This is a genomic window from Streptomyces sp. PL-29 (assembly GCF_058344425.1).
In genome coordinates, this window is sequence record NZ_CP136996.1 from 4,338,143 (window position 1) to 4,353,701 (window position 15,559).

The 15,559-nt window shown below is 72.4% G+C and carries 15 protein-coding genes; 8 read left to right on the forward strand and 7 right to left on the reverse strand.

Going from position 1 to position 15,559, the window contains the following annotated elements:
* Nucleotides 1-43 precede the first annotated feature (43 nt).
* Nucleotides 44-679, reverse strand: coding sequence for a PH domain-containing protein (locus R4Z63_RS20015; protein ID WP_037919203.1), 636 nt, complete (start codon nt 677-679; stop codon nt 44-46).
* A gap of 121 nt (nt 680-800) precedes the next feature.
* Nucleotides 801-1,784 (reverse strand): hypothetical protein, encoded by a 984-nt coding sequence (locus tag R4Z63_RS20020; RefSeq protein ID WP_384452637.1) that lies wholly within the window; start codon nt 1,782-1,784, stop codon nt 801-803.
* Between the two features lie 254 nt (nt 1,785-2,038).
* Here R4Z63_RS20020 and deoC point away from each other — a divergent pair, with 254 nt between their 5' ends.
* From deoC to R4Z63_RS20035, 3 genes are read left to right on the forward strand one after another with little or no spacing between them, the layout of a single operon-like run.
* Nucleotides 2,039-3,001: a deoxyribose-phosphate aldolase gene (gene deoC, locus R4Z63_RS20025; protein ID WP_106967562.1), complete on the forward strand. Its 963-nt coding sequence runs from the start codon at nt 2,039-2,041 to the stop codon at nt 2,999-3,001.
* Between the two features lie 6 nt (nt 3,002-3,007).
* Nucleotides 3,008-4,459: an aldehyde dehydrogenase family protein gene (locus R4Z63_RS20030; RefSeq protein WP_384452634.1), complete on the forward strand. Its 1,452-nt coding sequence runs from the start codon at nt 3,008-3,010 to the stop codon at nt 4,457-4,459.
* The gene (locus R4Z63_RS20035; RefSeq protein WP_037919205.1) at nt 4,452-5,348 is read left to right on the forward strand and encodes an aldehyde dehydrogenase family protein; all 897 of its coding nucleotides are present in this window, start codon (nt 4,452-4,454) and stop codon (nt 5,346-5,348) included. The genes R4Z63_RS20030 and R4Z63_RS20035 overlap by 8 nt, the downstream gene beginning before the upstream one ends.
* Nucleotides 5,349-5,487: 139 nt before the next feature.
* On the opposite strand, the gene R4Z63_RS20040 is transcribed toward R4Z63_RS20035, so the two are convergent.
* On the reverse strand, nt 5,488-5,838 hold the full coding sequence (locus tag R4Z63_RS20040; RefSeq protein ID WP_037919206.1) for a hypothetical protein: 351 nt from the start codon (nt 5,836-5,838) through the stop codon (nt 5,488-5,490).
* 51 nt (nt 5,839-5,889) lie between these two features.
* On the opposite strand from R4Z63_RS20040, the gene R4Z63_RS20045 reads away from it, so the two are divergent.
* On the forward strand, nt 5,890-6,591 hold the full coding sequence (locus tag R4Z63_RS20045; RefSeq protein ID WP_037919207.1) for a uridine kinase family protein: 702 nt from the start codon (nt 5,890-5,892) through the stop codon (nt 6,589-6,591).
* 235 nt (nt 6,592-6,826) lie between these two features.
* On the opposite strand, the gene R4Z63_RS20050 is transcribed toward R4Z63_RS20045, so the two are convergent.
* On the reverse strand, nt 6,827-7,525 hold the full coding sequence (locus R4Z63_RS20050; RefSeq protein WP_037919208.1) for a SigE family RNA polymerase sigma factor: 699 nt from the start codon (nt 7,523-7,525) through the stop codon (nt 6,827-6,829).
* 201 nt (nt 7,526-7,726) lie between these two features.
* On the opposite strand from R4Z63_RS20050, the gene afsQ1 reads away from it, so the two are divergent.
* Genes afsQ1 through R4Z63_RS20065 form a run of 3 tightly spaced genes read left to right on the forward strand, consistent with a single transcriptional unit; the run spans nt 7,727 to nt 10,522 of the window.
* On the forward strand, nt 7,727-8,404 hold the full coding sequence (afsQ1, locus tag R4Z63_RS20055; RefSeq protein WP_063754818.1) for a two-component system response regulator AfsQ1: 678 nt from the start codon (nt 7,727-7,729) through the stop codon (nt 8,402-8,404).
* Nucleotides 8,401-9,888: a sensor histidine kinase gene (locus R4Z63_RS20060; RefSeq protein WP_037919209.1), complete on the forward strand. Its 1,488-nt coding sequence runs from the start codon at nt 8,401-8,403 to the stop codon at nt 9,886-9,888. Before afsQ1 ends, R4Z63_RS20060 begins: the two co-directional genes overlap by 4 nt.
* The gene (locus R4Z63_RS20065) at nt 9,881-10,522 is read left to right on the forward strand and encodes a hypothetical protein (protein ID WP_052030324.1); all 642 of its coding nucleotides are present in this window, start codon (nt 9,881-9,883) and stop codon (nt 10,520-10,522) included. Before R4Z63_RS20060 ends, R4Z63_RS20065 begins: the two co-directional genes overlap by 8 nt.
* A gap of 146 nt (nt 10,523-10,668) precedes the next feature.
* Here the strand turns inward: R4Z63_RS20065 and R4Z63_RS20070 are convergent, their stop codons facing one another.
* From R4Z63_RS20070 to R4Z63_RS20080, 3 genes are all read right to left on the reverse strand, one after another.
* A complete protein-coding gene (locus R4Z63_RS20070) occupies nt 10,669-12,315 on the reverse strand; it encodes a phospho-sugar mutase (protein WP_384452627.1) in 1,647 nt (548 codons plus the stop codon).
* 35 nt (nt 12,316-12,350) lie between these two features.
* Complete coding sequence (locus R4Z63_RS20075; protein ID WP_030851168.1) at nt 12,351-13,157, reverse strand: purine-nucleoside phosphorylase; 807 nt, start codon at nt 13,155-13,157, stop codon at nt 12,351-12,353.
* 169 nt (nt 13,158-13,326) lie between these two features.
* On the reverse strand, nt 13,327-13,764 hold the full coding sequence (locus R4Z63_RS20080) for a gamma-glutamylcyclotransferase family protein (RefSeq protein WP_037919211.1): 438 nt from the start codon (nt 13,762-13,764) through the stop codon (nt 13,327-13,329).
* A 199-nt stretch (nt 13,765-13,963) separates the two neighbouring features.
* Between R4Z63_RS20080 and R4Z63_RS20085 the strand changes: the two genes are divergently transcribed.
* Nucleotides 13,964-15,403, forward strand: a complete 1,440-nt coding sequence (locus tag R4Z63_RS20085) for an NAD(P)H-quinone dehydrogenase (RefSeq protein ID WP_037919216.1) — start codon at nt 13,964-13,966, stop codon at nt 15,401-15,403.
* The last annotated feature ends 156 nt before the right edge of the window (nt 15,404-15,559 follow it).

Genomic DNA, 15,559 nt, shown 5'->3' on the forward strand with positions numbered 1-15,559 from the left:
CGGGCACGGCGCGGCTGCCCGGCCACCCGTCGTCGGGCCCCGGTCAGCCGGTGGCCAGCAGGACGATCAGCAGCAGCGCGCCGGACACGGCGGGCGCGATGATCTCGTACGACCAGTGCACGCGCACGCCGCCCTGGGCGCCGGGCCGCTCGGCCCCCCGCTCGGCCAGCCTCTGGAGCTCGTCGACGATCCGGTCCGCACTGGCCCGCATCGGCTCGGCCGGGACCCGGAGCTTCTCGCCCGGGGAACGCTCCTCCCGGTCGCGCAGCCCCTCGTAGCGCAGTCGCTGGCGGTGGGCCTTCTTCCGCTCGCGCAGCGAGACGGGCACCGACCACAGCTGGTACTTCGACCCCTCGGCCAGCACCTCGGCCGAGTAGCCGGACCGCACGGCGTCCACGGCGGCCCAGGGCAGCTCGATGATCCGGAAGGGGTTCCGCACGCGCATCCGGTCGTCGTTGGCGAAGACGGCCGGTCGGATCGTGAACGCCACGATCAGGGGTACGGCGCACAGCGCGGCCGCCAGCGCGATCCACGGGGTGTTCCCCGAGCCGCGCAGCACGGCGTCCCCGCAGAGCCAAGCCGTCAGCGCGAGCAGCAGCACCCCCGAAACGACGCCCATGGAGGAGCGGTAGACCCGGTCGTCGTAGACCGGCTCATCGGTCGGCTGCTGGCTGCTCATGGGGTCGATTCTGCCCCACGCCCCCGCGGCCCACGAGAGCGGCGTACGGGGGAAGGTGCCGACGGGCCGGCGGCCCGCCGGACGGAGCGACCGGGGGACCGCGGGACACGCCGGCGGGCCGTCAGCGCGGGGTGCGGCCGCGGCGGCGGGCGAGGAGGGCCGCACCGAGGCCGGCCGCCGCGGCGGCGAGACCGGCGCCGGCGGCGAGACCGCCCCGGGGCATGGCCGCGGCCTCACCGGGGGCCTGCGCCTCGGGGGCGGCCGGCGCGGCCGGGCCGGTGGAGGGCGACGGCTTCCCGGCCGGCGTGGCCGAGGGGGCGGCGGCGGCCGCTGCGCCGGACGGCGTGGCATCCGGCTCCGGAGCGGGGGCCTCGTCCTCGAATGCGTAGGTGACGGGGCAGCCCGCGGGCAGCTCCGGGAAGAGCGCATCGGCGAAGGGGTGCTCCCCGCCCGGGGTCTCGTACGCGAATGACGGCCGGGCACCGCTCGGGTTCACGATGCGGGCGGCGGTCGGGCCGCCCGGTGCCGGGGCGGGGTCGGTGCGCGTCAGCTTCTCGTGGGCCTGCTTGGTGATCCCTTCCACCAACTGCACCTGCGGTCCGTCGGGGGTCCTCGTCAGGTCGGCGACCAGCGTGCCGTGCAGGCGCAGTCGCTTCGTGGCGGAGACGCATCGGGCATCGTGGATCCGGGCCGCCTCGGACAGCGGCAGCGGGAAGGACCGGGTGACGCCGGCCTTCGTGACCGCGAGGACGGGGGCGGCCGAGTCCACCTCGGTGATCTCCAGGTCCAGGCCGTTCGCGGTGCCGCCGGTGTTCTCGCGGTCCAGCACCGTCAGCACGCGGGACATGTAGTGGTCGCCCGGCTGCCAGTCCGGTCCGACGGCGCGGATCCAGGCCTCCGGGCCCTCCGCCCCGTGACGCAGCACCGCGACGAGGCCCTCGCCGATGTGGGCCGGGGTGCCGGAGAACCGGTCGGCGGGGGTCTGCGGGGTGACCGCGGCGGACGGACGGACGGCCGCGGCGGCGTGCGCGGCCCCCGCGGCGGGAGCGAGGAGCGCGCCGGCGAGGGCGACGGTGGTGATCGAGGCGCGGAGGGCGGTGCGCACGAGGACTCCTTGGAGCGTTGTCCCGGGCAGGTGGGGAAGGCCGCATGCCGCGTCCGTCTCGGTCCGGTCTTCGTCCGGTGAGCTTCCGGCGGGCTGCTGGAAGGAAACCTACTGATCGTGTGCGTCCGGACGATCGCCCTCCTGTCATGGCCGGGTAACAGGTGGCGGAGGTGTCGATTCCGCAGCGGATCGGCCGGAATCGGGGGAGGGGGGTGACAGGTCGCTACGCGCGTAGATATGCTCCTCTGGTGACCATGCCCACCACCCTCACCGCATTCGCTGACGTGACGACGTCCGACAGTGCGCTGCGCCGCTTCCTGCACGGGCTGCCCGGCGTCGACGCTGTCGGTCTGGAGGCCCGCGCGGCCTCGCTCGGCACCCGTTCGATCAAGACGACGGCCAAGGCGTACGCCATCGACCTGGCCATCTCGATGATCGACCTGACGACGCTGGAAGGCGCGGACACCCCGGGCAAGGTCCGGGCGCTCTCCGCCAAGGCCGTCCATCCCGATCCGACCGACCGCACCACCCCGATGACGGCCGCCGTCTGCGTCTACCCCGACATGGTGGCCACCGCCAAGGCCGCCCTGAACGGCGCCGACGTCAAGGTCGCCTCCGTCGCCACCGCCTTCCCCGCAGGCCGCGCCGCGCTGCCCGTCAAGCTCGCGGACACCCGCGACGCCGTCGCCGCCGGCGCGGACGAGATCGACATGGTCATCGACCGTGGCGCCTTCCTCGCCGGCCACTACCTGGAGACGTACGAGCTGATCAAGGCCGTCAAGGAGGCCTGCACCCGTCCCGACGGCAGCGCCGCGCGCCTGAAGGTCATCTTCGAGACCGGCGAGCTGTCGACCTACGACAACATCCGCCGCGCCTCCTGGATCGGCATGCTCGCGGGCGCCGACTTCATCAAGACGTCGACCGGCAAGGTGGGCGTCAACGCCACCCCCGCGAACACCCTGCTCATGCTTGAGGCCGTCCGCGACTTCAAGGCGCAGACTGGAATCCAGATCGGCGTGAAGCCGGCCGGCGGCATCCGCACGACCAAGGACGCGATCAAGTTCCTGGTCCTGGTCAACGAGACCGTGGGCGAGGACTGGCTGAGCAACACCTGGTTCCGCTTCGGCGCCTCCAGCCTGCTCAACGACCTGCTGATGCAGCGCCAGAAGCTGAGCACCGGCCGTTACTCCGGTCCCGACTACGTGACGGTGGACTGAGACCCCATGAACATGGACAACACGACTTCCCTCTTCGAGTACGCGCCGGCCCCCGAGTCCCGCTCGGTCGTCGACATCGCCCCCTCCTACGGGCTCTTCATCGACGGCGAGTTCACCGACGCCGCCGACGGCAAGGTCTTCAAGACCGTCTCGCCCAGCAGCGAGGAGGTCCTCTCCGAGGTCGCCCAGGCAGGCGCCGCCGATGTGGACCGTGCCGTGAAGGCCGCCCGCAAGGCCTTCGAGAAGTGGTCCGCGCTGCCGGGCTCCGAGCGCGCCAAGTACCTCTTCCGCATCGCCCGGATCATCCAGGAGCGCAGCCGGGAGCTCGCGGTCCTGGAAACCCTGGACAACGGCAAGCCGATCAGGGAGACGCGGGACGCGGACCTCCCCTTGGTCGCCGCGCACTTCTTCTACTACGCGGGCTGGGCCGACAAGCTCGACCACGCGGGCTACGGCGCGAACCCGCGCCCGCTCGGCGTCGCCGGCCAGGTCATCCCGTGGAACTTCCCGCTGCTCATGCTCGCGTGGAAGATCGCCCCGGCCCTCGCCACCGGCAACACGGTCGTCCTGAAGCCCGCCGAGACCACACCGCTCTCCGCGCTCTTCTTCGCCGACATCTGCCGCCAGGCGGGCCTGCCCAAGGGCGTCGTCAACATCCTCACCGGGTACGGCGACGCGGGCGCGGCCCTCGTCGAGCACCCGGACGTCAACAAGGTCGCCTTCACCGGCTCGACCGCCGTCGGCAAGGCCATCGCCCGCTCGATCGCCGGCACCGACAAGAAGGTCACCCTGGAGCTGGGCGGCAAGGGCGCCAACATCGTCTTCGACGACGCCCCCATCGACCAGGCCGTCGAGGGCATCGTCAACGGCATCTTCTTCAACCAGGGCCAGGTCTGCTGCGCGGGCTCCCGCCTCCTGGTCCAGGAGTCGATCCACGACGAGCTGCTGGACTCCCTCAAGCGCCGCCTCTCCACGCTGCGCCTGGGCGACCCGCTCGACAAGAACACCGACATCGGCGCGATCAACTCCGCCGAGCAGCTCGCCCGGATCACCGCCCTCGCGGACACCGGCGAGGCCGAGGGCGCCGAGCGGTGGTCCCCGGCCTGCGAGCTGCCGTCCGCCGGCTACTGGTTCGCCCCGACGCTCTTCAGCAACGTCACCCAGGCGCACACCGTCGCCCGCGACGAGATCTTCGGCCCGGTGCTGTCCGTGCTGACCTTCCGCACGCCCGACGAGGCCGTCGCCAAGGCCAACAACAGCCAGTACGGCCTGTCCGCCGGCATCTGGACGGAGAAGGGTTCGCGCATCCTCGCGGTCGCCAACCAGCTCCGCGCCGGGGTCGTGTGGGCCAACACGTTCAACAAGTTCGATCCGACCTCGCCCTTCGGCGGCTACAAGGAGTCGGGCTTCGGCCGCGAGGGCGGCCGCCACGGTCTGGAGGCCTACCTCGATGTCTGAGTCCTCTGTGCGTCTGAGCGTCTTCAAGACCTACAAGCTGTACGTCGGGGGCAAGTTCCCCCGCTCCGAGAGCGGCCGGGTGTACGAGGTGAGCGACTCCAAGGGCAAGTGGCTGGCCAACGCCCCCCTGTCCTCCCGCAAGGACGCGCGTGACGCCGTCGTCGCGGCGCGCAAGGCCTTCGGCGGCTGGGCGGGCGCGACCGCCTACAACCGCGGCCAGATCCTCTACCGCATCGCCGAGATGCTGGAGGGCCGCCGCGAGCAGTTCGTCCGCGAGGTCGGCGAGGCCGAGGGGCTGTCCAAGTCCAAGGCCGCCGCCGTCGTCGACGCGGCCATCGACCGCTGGGTCTGGTACGCGGGCTGGACGGACAAGATCGGACAGATCGTGGGCGGGGCCAACCCGGTCGCGGGTCCGTTCTTCAACCTCTCCACCCCCGAGCCCACCGGTGTCGTCACCGTCGTCGCCCCGCAGGACTCCTCGTTCCTGGGCTTGGTGTCGGTGATCGCCCCGGTCATCGCGACCGGCAACACCGCCGTCGTCGTCGCCAGTGAGAAGTCCCCGCTGCCGGCGCTCTCGCTGGGCGAGGTGCTCGCCACCTCCGACCTGCCCGGCGGCGTGGTCAACATCCTGTCCGGCAAGGCCGCCGAGATGGGTCCGCACCTGGCGTCCCACCAGGACGTCAACGCGATCGACCTGGCCGGCGCCGACGCGGCGCTCGCCAAGGAACTGGAGATCGCAGCGGCCGACAACCTCAAGCGCGTCCTGCGTCCACAGCCTGTGGACGACTGGAGCGCCGACCCGGGAACCTCCCGCATGACGGCGTTCCTGGAGACCAAGACGGTCTGGCACCCCACCGGGTCGCTGGGCGCGGGCGGCTCGTCCTACTAGGTCCTGCCGTCGAAGGAGCGCGCGGCCGGGTGCGACCCCGGTCGCGGGGCCCGGGCCCTGCCTCCTGCGAGACCGGCCCCGGCGGTGTCCCCCGCGCCGCCGGGGCCTTCGTACGCCCGCGCACGGGCCCGGGTGCGGGCTACTTCGCGGGCAGCGCCGGGCCCAGCAGCGAGGAGACGGCCGCGGTGGGCAGCTCGCCGACGGACGGTCCCTGTGTGAGGATGCCCGTCACCATGCCGGTGCCGACGGCGGGGAAGTCGGCGACCTTGGTGGCGACCCCGTTGTCCAGCGGGTCCACGCCGGTGTGGGCCAGCGGGTTCACCTTGAGGTTCGCGATCGGGTCGGTGACCCCGGCCACCGCCGCCGGGACGTCCAGCTCGCCGGCCTGGGCGCCGCCCGCCGCCATCGCCAGCGCGGCGCCGGCCATCGAGAGGGTCAGACCCGCGCTGCGGAGCCGGTTCGGGGCCGAAGGGGCTGCGTGACGTGCCATGGGGATCCCGCCTGTGGTCGTAGTCGCGTGCGCACGCAGCGTAGTGGAGGTGTGTTCCTGGACACCAACCGGTCACCGGGAGGATCCCCTACCCGGGGGAATGGTTCAGACTGGTGTCCCGTGAGCTCTTCCTCTCCTTCGCCGACCCGAGTCGTCCTGCTGACCGGTCCGTCGGGCTCCGGAAAATCCTCCCTCGCCGCCCGCGCCGGGCTGCCCGTACTGCGCCTCGACGACTTCTACAAGGAAGCCGGCGACCCCAGCCTGCCGCTGGTGGAGGGCAGCTCCGACATCGACTGGGACTCCCCCCTGTCGTGGGACGCCGACGCCGCCGTCGCCGCGATCGCCGAGCTGTGCGCGTCGGGACGGACGGACGTGCCCGTCTACGACATCGCCACCAGCTCCCGGACCGGCTGGGACACCCTCGACATCGCCCGCACGCCGCTGTTCGTCGCCGAGGGCATCTTCGCCGCGGACGTGGCCGCCCGCTGCCAGGACCTCGGCCTCCTCGCGGACGCCATCTGCCTGCGCGGCCGCCCCTCGACGACCTTCCGCCGCCGGCTCGTCCGCGATCTGCGCGAGGGCCGCAAGTCCGTGCTGTTCCTGATCCGCCGCGGCTGGCGCCTGATGCGCGCCGAGCGGGGCATCGTGGCCCGCCACCTGGAACTGGGCGCCCACGCCTGCGGCCCCGACGAGGCCCTCGGCCGGATCGCGGCCGCCGGCCGCCGCCGCTCCACGAGCCCGGCCGCCGCGTAGGGGACGACCTGTCGATCGGGTCGGATCCGCGCGCCCCGGTGCCCGGACCGGCCCGACCGACAGGACGACCGACTGCACATCCGCCCGGCGCCGCGCGGGCCCGCAAACGGGTGCGCGGGACCGGTCGGACCCCCGCCCGACCGATCCCGCGCCTTCTCCCCCGCTGGCCGCCGCCTCACCCCCGCAAGACGGTCCCCCGTGGCCGGGGTGGTTCATGTGGTCCCGCCGACCGCCCTCAGGCGACCAGCTCCTCGAAGGACTCCGCCTCGTCGCGGCCGAAGCTCAGCGACTCGTCCTCCCGCAGGCGGCGCAGCGAACGCCAGATACTCGACTTCACCGTGCCGACGCTGATTCCGAGGATCTCCGCGATCTCCGGGTCCGTGCGGCCCTCGTAGTAGCGCAGCACCAGCATCGTGCGCTGCGGCTCCGGGATGCGGGCCAGCGCCTGCCACAGCACGGCGCGCAGCTCCGTACCGCGCATCGCGTCCGTGTCGGAGGCCGTCTCCGGCAGCTCCTCCGTCGGGTACTCGTTCAGCTTCCGCCGGCGCCAGGCACTGATGTGCAGGTTCGTCATCGTGCGGCGCAGGTAGCCGCCGACCGCGGCCTTGTCGCTGATCCGGTCCCAGGCGCGGTACGTGGAGAACAGCGCGCTCTGCAGCAGGTCCTCGGCCTCGTAACGGTCACCGGTGAGGTGGAAGGCCGTCGCGTACAGGGCCGCGCGCCGCTCCTGGACGTACGCCGTGAACTCCGCCTCCGACGCCGGGGACGGCGTCTGCTGCTGGGCGGGAACCGCCCGGTACTGGTTCGCGTCAATGGCTACGACGTGGGCCGGCCGGGGCCGGGCGACCGCCACCGAACGGACACCCGCCCGGCGGTTCACATCGTGCAGCCGCGTGACAACCGCGCTGGTGGTGGTGCTGTGCAGCGTGTTCATCTCGCGCCCCCCGTCGTGGAGTGTGTCTGCTTCGGATCGCTGTGCGTTGAGTAGAAGCCTGCCCGGCCGACTTAACCGGGGTGTCCGTCGACTGTCACAGCACTGTCACAGGGACCCGTCCGAAGGACACCCGCGGACTCCGGCAGGATCCGGCCCCCCTGACGGTCGAACTCCCGACTGCCCATGGGACAGAATGAGCCCGTGCCTTTCCTGTTGCTGATCGAGGACGACGACGCCATCCGCACGGCCCTCGAACTCTCCCTGTCACGCCAGGGCCACCGTGTGGCCACCGCGGCGACGGGCGAGGACGGCCTGAAGCTGCTGCGTGAGCAGCGGCCGGACCTGATCGTGCTGGACGTGATGCTGCCCGGGATCGACGGCTTCGAGGTCTGCCGCCGGATCCGCCGCACCGACCAGCTGCCGATCATCCTGCTCACCGCGCGCAGCGACGACATCGACGTGGTCGTCGGCCTGGAGTCCGGAGCCGACGACTACGTGGTCAAGCCCGTCCAGGGGCGGGTCCTCGACGCCCGCATCCGGGCCGTACTGCGCCGCGGCGAACGCGAGTCGAGCGACTCGGCGAGCTTCGGCTCACTCGTCATCGACCGGGCCGCCATGACGGTGACGAAGAACGGCGAGGACCTCCAGCTCACGCCCACCGAGCTGAGGCTCCTGCTCGAACTGAGCCGCCGGCCGGGCCAGGCGCTCTCCCGCCAGCAGCTGCTGCGCCTGGTCTGGGAGCACGACTACCTCGGCGACTCGCGGCTCGTCGACGCCTGTGTCCAGCGGCTGCGCGCCAAGGTCGAGGACGTGCCGTCCTCGCCCACCCTGATCCGCACGGTCAGGGGCGTCGGATACCGCCTGGACTCCCCGCAGTGATCCGGTCGTTGCTCGCGGGCCGGCGCTGGACCAGCCTGCGGCTGCGGCTTCTCGTCGTCTTCGCCCTGGTCGCCCTGACCGCAGCCGTGTCCGCGTCCGGGATCGCCTACTGGCTCAACCGCGAGGCCGTGCTCACCCGCGTCCAGGATGCCGCCCTCGGCGACTTCCGGCAGGAGATGCAGAACCGTGCCGCCGCGCTGCCCGCCGACCCGACCCCGGAGGAGCTGCAGCGCACCGCCGAGCTGATGGCGGGCAGCAGCCCCGGCTACAGCGTCCTGCTCGTGCAGGAGGGCAAGGACAACCGCCTGACGTACGGCGCGGCCGGGCCCGACAACTTCCGGCTGACCGACGTGCCGAAGTCCCTGCAGAACGCGGTGAACGACCGGCAGAAGACGACGTCGGCGAACGACGCCGAATACCACGTGTACTGGCAGCGCACGAAGCCGCGCGGCAATCCGTACCTGGTCGGCGGCACGCGGATCGTGGGCGGCGGGCCGACCGGCTACATGTACAAGTCCCTCGCCCAGGAGCGGGACGACCTGAACGCGCTCGCCTGGTCGCTGACCATCGCGACGATCCTCGCCCTCCTCGGCTCCGCCCTGCTCGCGCAGGCCGCGGCCCGCACCGTGCTCAAGCCCGTCCAGCGGCTGGGCGACGCCGCGCGGCGGCTCGGCGAGGGCGAACTGGACCACCGCCTCGACGTGTCGGGCACCGACGAACTCGCCGACCTGTCGCGCACCTTCAACAAGACGGCCGAGGCGCTGGAGAAGAAGGTCGCCGACATGAGCGCGCGGGAGGAGTCCAGCCGGCGCTTCGTGGCGGACATGTCGCACGAACTGCGCACGCCGCTGACCGCGTTGACCGCGGTGGCCGAGGTCCTGGAGGAGGAGGTCGACGACCTCGACCCGATGATCGCCCCGGCGGTGACCCTGGTCGTCAGCGAGACCCGGCGCCTGAACGACCTGGTGGAGAACCTGATGGAGGTCACCCGCTTCGACGCGGGTACCGCCAAGCTGGTGCTGGACGACGTCAACGTCGCCGACCAGGTCACGGCCTGCATCGACGCCCGTGCCTGGCTCGACGCGGTCGAACTCGACGCCGGACGGGACATCGTGGTGCGGCTCGACCCGCGCCGGCTCGACGTGATCCTGGCCAATCTGATCGGCAACGCGCTCAAGCACGGCGGCTCGCCCGTGCGGGTGTCGGTGGCCGTGCAGGGAGATTGGCTGGTGATCGCGGTCCAGGACAACGGGCCGGGCATCCCCGAGGAGGTCCTGCCACACGTCTTCGACCGCTTCTACAAGGCCAGTGCGTCCCGCCCGAAGTCGGACGGGAGCGGGCTCGGCCTGTCGATCGCCGTGGAGAACGCGCACATCCACGGCGGCGACATCGCCGCGGCCAACGTGCCCGGTGGCGGGGCACTGTTCACCCTGAGGCTGCCGGTGGACGTGGGAAAGGCGATCACGGGTGATCCGGATGCGTAGGACCCTGCCGGCGGCGCCGGCCGTACTGCTCCCGCTCCTCGGGACGGCCCTGCTCGCGACGGCGGGCTGCGGGATCCGGGCGACGACGGTGCCCGTGGACGTGGGCGAGGCGCCGTCGCGCGTCTCGTGCGACACCCCGGCGCAGCAGCCGGGCGGGCAGAGCGGGGCGCCGGGCTTCCGCGCCACCGTGGAACTGGTCTGCGGATCGCAGCTGGTGGGCGTGGACCGGATCGTCTCGATGCCGGAGAAGGGCGCGCTGCGGGATCCCGTCGCGCAGGCCGCGCAGGCGCTGCTGGAAGCGCTGGAGCGGACGCCGACTGCGCAGGAGCGGGACGCCGGCTTCTCGACCGGGGTGCCGGCGGGGCTGACGGCGGGTGCGCCGAAGCCGGGCGACCCGGCGGGCACGGTGCGGCTCAGCCGCAAGCCGGAGGATCTGCCGCCGGTGGCGCTGTCGCAGATCGTGTGCACGCTGGCGGGCAGCGAGACGGTGTCGGCCGGCCCCGGACCGGTGGTCCTGGGCGGACCGGACGCCGATCCGCCGCGCGCGTGGGAGTGCACGGACGCGGTCCGCTCACGGCCGGAGTCGGTGCCGACACTGGGCGAGATCGTCCGGCCGACCGCGTCGCCGCGCTGAGCGGTCCGCCGCTCCCGGACGCGACGAGGCCCCCCGAGCGGGGCTCGGGGGGCCGGGGATCCGGCTGGGCAGGTTCCCGCCGGACGGGGCGGCAACCTGCCCCGGGGCCGGAGCCCCGGGGCCGGAAGCGGTGGGCGGCCGGGGAATCAGAGGCCCATGGCCGCCGCAAGGTCCTTCTTGACCGCGTCCAGGACTTCCTGGCCGGTGGTACGGGCCGACGCCAGGTCGGAGGCCTCGGGTACCGGTACGACGACCTCCAGGTAGCACTTCAGCTTGGGCTCCGTGCCCGACGGGCGGCAGATGACCCGGGCCTTGTACGCACCGTCCAGGTAGTAGCGCAGACCGTCCGTGGGCGGCAGCGACTCCGTGCCCCTGGTCAGGTCCTCCGCCGAGACGACCCGCAGGCCGGCCAGCGAGACCGGGGGTTCCGCGCGCAGCCGCGCCATGGCGTTCGCGATGACCGACAGGTCCGACACACGGACCGAGAGCTGGTCGGTGGCGTGCAGCCCGTGGGCCATCGCCAGGTCGTCGAGCAGGTCGGTCAGGCTGCGGCCCTGTTCCTTGAGCTCCGAGGCCAGTTCGGCCACCAGCAGGGCGGCGGTCACGCCGTCCTTGTCGCGGACGCCCTCGGGGTCCACGCAGTAGCCGAGCGCCTCCTCGTAGCCGTAGCGCAGGCCGTCGACGCGGGCGATCCACTTGAAGCCCGTGAGGGTCTCCTCGTAGCCGACGCCCGCCGCCTCCGCGATCCGGCCCAGGAGGCTGGAGGAGACGATGGACTCGGCGAACACGCCGGTCGCGCCCTTGTGGACCAGGTGCGCCGCGAGTAGCGCGCCGACCTCGTCGCCGCGCAGCATCCGCCAGCCGTCGGCGGTGGGGACGGCCACCGCGCAACGGTCCGCGTCCGGGTCGTTCGCGATCACGATGTCCGGCTGGACCTCGGCAGCCCTGGCGAAGGCCAGGTCCATCGCGCCCGGCTCCTCGGGGTTGGGGAACGCCACCGTCGGGAAGGCCGGGTCCGGTTCGGCCTGCTCGGCGACCAGGACCGGTTCCGGGAAGCCGTGCCGGGCGAAGGCCGCCATCACGACGTCCTTGCCGACGCCGTGCATGGCCGTGTAGACGGTCCGCACACCGCGGGGGGAACCGGGAGTCAGCACCGCGTCCGTACGGGCCAGGTAGGCCTCCAGGACCTCGTCGCCGAGGTCCTCCCAGCCGGAGTCCGGGCGGGGGACCGAGGCGAGCGCGCCGACGCCGGCGATCTCCGCCGCGATCTCCGCGTCGGCCGGGGAGACGATCTGCGAGCCGTCACCGAGGTAGACCTTGTAGCCGTTGTCCCGGGGCGGGTTGTGGCTCGCGGTCACCTCGACGCCGGCCACGGCGCCCAGGTGCCTTATGGCGTAGGCGAGGACGGGCGTGGGCAGCGGGCGGGGCAGGACGGCCGCGCGCAGCCCGGCGCCGGTCATCACGGCCGCGGTGTCGCGGGCGAAGTCCGCCGACTTGTAGCGGGCGTCGTAGCCGACGACGACCAGGCCGCCGGCGTGGCCCTGGCCCTTCAGGTAGGCCGCGAGGCCCGCCGCGGCCCGGATGACCACGCTGCGGTTCATCCGCATCGGGCCCGCGCCGATCTCACCGCGCAGTCCGGCGGTGCCGAACTGCAGGGTGCCGGAGAACCGGTCGGCGAGCTCCGCCGTGTCGCCCGCGTCGAGGAGCGCGGCGAGCTCGGCCGCGGTCTCCGGGTCGGGGTCCTCCGCCAGCCAGGCCTGCGCCCGGGTGATCAGGTCGTCCTGTTCCTGCACTACTTCCGCCTTACCTCTCGTACGGTCCCGGGGCCTCAGATGCGGGCGAGGACCTGGGTCAGCAGCTTGCCCATGCGCGCGGCCGAGTCGCGGCCGGCCTGGAGGACCTCTTCGTGGTTCAGCGGCTCGCCGGAGATGCCCGCCGCCAGGTTGGTGACCAGGGAGATGCCGAGCACTTCGGCGCCGGCCTCGCGGGCGGCGATGGCCTCCAGCACGGTGGACATGCCGACCAGGTCGGCGCCCATGACGCGGATCATGTTGATCTCGGCCGGGGTCTCGTAGTGCGGGCCGGGGAACTGGACGTACACGCCCTCCTCCAGGGAGGGGTCGATCTCCTTGCACAGCGCGCGCAGCGCGGGCGAGTACAGGTTCGTCAGGTCCACGAAGTTCGCGCCGATGATCGGCGAAGTGGCCGTCATGTTGATGTGGTCGCTGATCAGCACCGGCTGGCCGGGCTGCATGCCCTCGCGCAGACCACCGCAGCCGTTGGTCAGCACGACGGTCTTGCAGCCCGCGGCGACGGCGGTACGGACACCGTGGGCGACGGCGGCGACGCCACGGCCCTCGTAGTAGTGGGTGCGGCCCAGGAAGACCAGCGCGCGCTTGTCGCCGATCTTGTACGAGCGGACCTTGCCGCCGTGTCCTTCGACGGCGGCCGGGGGGAACCCGGGCAGCTCGGTGACGAGGAACTCGGCCTCGGGGGCGCCCAGGGCCTCGGCGGCCGGGGCCCAGCCGGAGCCCATGACGAGGGCGACATCGTGGGTCTCGGCGCCGGTGAGCTCCCGCAGGCGGGCGGCTGCGGCGTCGGCGGCGGCGGTGGGATCGGTAACAGATGCGTTCACGCAGACGAGCGTAGCCGCTCATTGCCTACGCGCGTAGATGGCACAGCTCACCATGCTCGGATCGTTGTGTTGTCGTTTCCCACCACCTACCCGTCCACACCGGCGGTGACCTGCGATGACCTGCGGTGATGGGTCGGACGGCCAACCGGTGCGGGTCCTGCCGGGGAATTCAGCAGGGGCGCTTGCGCAGCTCCATCACGTAGTCGTGCGGAGCGCCGGCGGACTCGGCTGCGTCGGCGATCTCGCCCAGGTAGCGCGCCGAGGGCAGACCGCCCTCGTAGCCGTTGAGCACGTAGCACCAGGCGGCCTCGTCGCCGTCCAGGGTGTGCACCCGGATCCGCATGCGCCGGTAGATGTCGAGCCCGACGCCCTCCCAGCGGTCCATCGAGTCCTCGTCCAGCGGAGCGATGTCGTAGAGGGCGACGAAGACCTGCTGACGGGGGGCTTCCACGATCGTGGCGAGGGAGCCCTCCCAGCCCATCTGCTCGCCGCCGAAGGTCAGCCGCCAGTCGTTGATCCAGCCCGTGCCGCGCAGCGGCGAATGGGGGGCGCGGCGCGTCATCAGCCGCGGGTCGAGGTTGCCGGCGTACGCGGCGTAGAGCGACATGGGGTCGAGGGTACGGGAGGGGCGGTCGTGGGGGAGCGCCCGGCCGGGCGTACCCCCGGACGGAGTCCCGCGGCGGGACCGGGCGCGAAGCACCTTGAAGCGTGCGGGACAATGGAGCACGGAATGCATCCCCCGGGGAGAACCCCCGGAACACCGGCCGGGGCGGCAGCCGGCCGGGTAGACGTGAGGCGGACTTTTCGTGACCCGGATCGTGATCATCGGCGGCGGACCCGGCGGGTATGAGGCGGCGCTGGTCGGCGCCCAGCTCGGCGCGGAGGTGACCGTCGTGGACTGCGACGGTCTGGGCGGGGCGTCGGTCCTGACCGACTGCGTACCTTCCAAGACTCTGATCGCGACCGCCGAGGTGATGACCACCTTCGACTCCTCCTACGAGGAGCTGGGGATCATCGTCGCCGACGACACGCCGCACGTCGAGCAGGCGGCGCGCGTCGTGGGCGTGGACCTCGGCAAGGTGAACCGGCGCGTCAAGCGCCTCGCGCTCGCCCAGTCGCACGACATCACCGCTTCTGTCACCCGGGCCGGCGCCAAGGTCATGCGCGGCCGCGGCAAGCTGGGCGGCCCGCAGGGCATCGACGGCACCCGGGACGTCATCGTCACCGCGGCGGACGGCACCGAGACGATCCTGACGGCCGACGCCGTCCTCATCGCCACCGGCGGCACCCCGCGCGAGATCCCCGACGCCCAGCCCGACGGCGAGCGCATCCTGAACTGGACGCAGGTCTACGACCTGGACGAGCTCCCCGAGGAGCTCATCGTGGTCGGTTCGGGTGTCACCGGTGCCGAGTTCGCCGGCGCGTACCAGGCGCTCGGCTCCCGGGTCACCCTGGTGTCCTCCCGCGACCGCGTGCTGCCGGGCGAGGACCCCGACGCGGCCGCCGTCCTGGAGGACGTCTTCCGGCGCCGCGGCATGAACGTCGTCGGGCGCTCGCGCGCCGAGTCCGCCAAGCGGGTCGGCGACCGCGTCGAGGTGACCCTCTCCGACGGCCGGGTGCTGACCGGCACTCACTGTCTGATGGCGGTCGGCGCGATCCCGAACACGCAGAACATGAACCTGGAGGAGTCCGGCGTCCGCCTCAAGGACTCCGGGCACATCTGGACCGACAAGGTCTCGCGCACCTCCGCGCCGGGCGTCTACGCCGCCGGTGACGTCACGGGCGTCTTCGCGCTCGCGTCCGTCGCCGCCATGCAGGGGCGCATCGCGATGTACCACTTCCTCGGCGACGCGGTGGCCCCGCTGAACCTGAAGACGGTGTCCTCGAACGTCTTCACCGACCCGGAGATCGCCACCGTCGGCTACACCCAGGCGGACGTGGACGCGGGCAAGATCGACGCCCGGGTCGTGAAGCTTCCGCTGCTGCGCAACCCGCGCGCCAAGATGCAGGGCATCCGGGACGGCTTCGTGAAGATGTTCTGCCGCCCGGGCACCGGCATCGTGGTCGGCGGTGTGGTCGTCTCCCCGCGCGCGAGCGAGCTCATCCACCCGATCTCGATCGCCGTCGACAACAATCTGACGGTCGAGCAGATCGCAAACGCGTTCACCGTGTACCCCTCACTGTCGGGGTCGATCGCCGAGGTGGCGCGCCAGTTGCACACGCGGAAGACCGCCGGAGAGGCCTGAGCAACCTCAACCGCCCCACGCCCCAAGGGTGTTGGGGCGGTACACGGTCGCGTGGTCGTACGTTCACCCACCCCTCGGGCTGCGTATACCACTAGTCGCCCCGCCATATGGACAACTTCGGTATTCCGGCGCAAAGAGCTGAAACCAGACGGTCGT

Excerpts from the sequence above, each read along its gene's own strand:
- R4Z63_RS20015 (WP_037919203.1), bottom strand. The coding sequence starts at position 679 with ATGAGCAGCCAGCAGCCGACCGATGAGCCGGTCTACGACGACCGGGTC.
- deoC (WP_106967562.1), top strand. The coding sequence starts at position 2,039 with ATGCCCACCACCCTCACCGCATTCGCTGACGTGACGACGTCCGACAGT.
- R4Z63_RS20030 (WP_384452634.1), top strand. The coding sequence starts at position 3,008 with ATGAACATGGACAACACGACTTCCCTCTTCGAGTACGCGCCGGCCCCC.
- R4Z63_RS20035 (WP_037919205.1), top strand. The coding sequence starts at position 4,452 with ATGTCTGAGTCCTCTGTGCGTCTGAGCGTCTTCAAGACCTACAAGCTG.
- R4Z63_RS20040 (WP_037919206.1), bottom strand. The coding sequence starts at position 5,838 with ATGGCACGTCACGCAGCCCCTTCGGCCCCGAACCGGCTCCGCAGCGCG.
- R4Z63_RS20050 (WP_037919208.1), bottom strand. The coding sequence starts at position 7,525 with ATGAACACGCTGCACAGCACCACCACCAGCGCGGTTGTCACGCGGCTG.
- R4Z63_RS20065 (WP_052030324.1), top strand. The coding sequence starts at position 9,881 with ATGCGTAGGACCCTGCCGGCGGCGCCGGCCGTACTGCTCCCGCTCCTC.
- R4Z63_RS20080 (WP_037919211.1), bottom strand. The coding sequence starts at position 13,764 with ATGTCGCTCTACGCCGCGTACGCCGGCAACCTCGACCCGCGGCTGATG.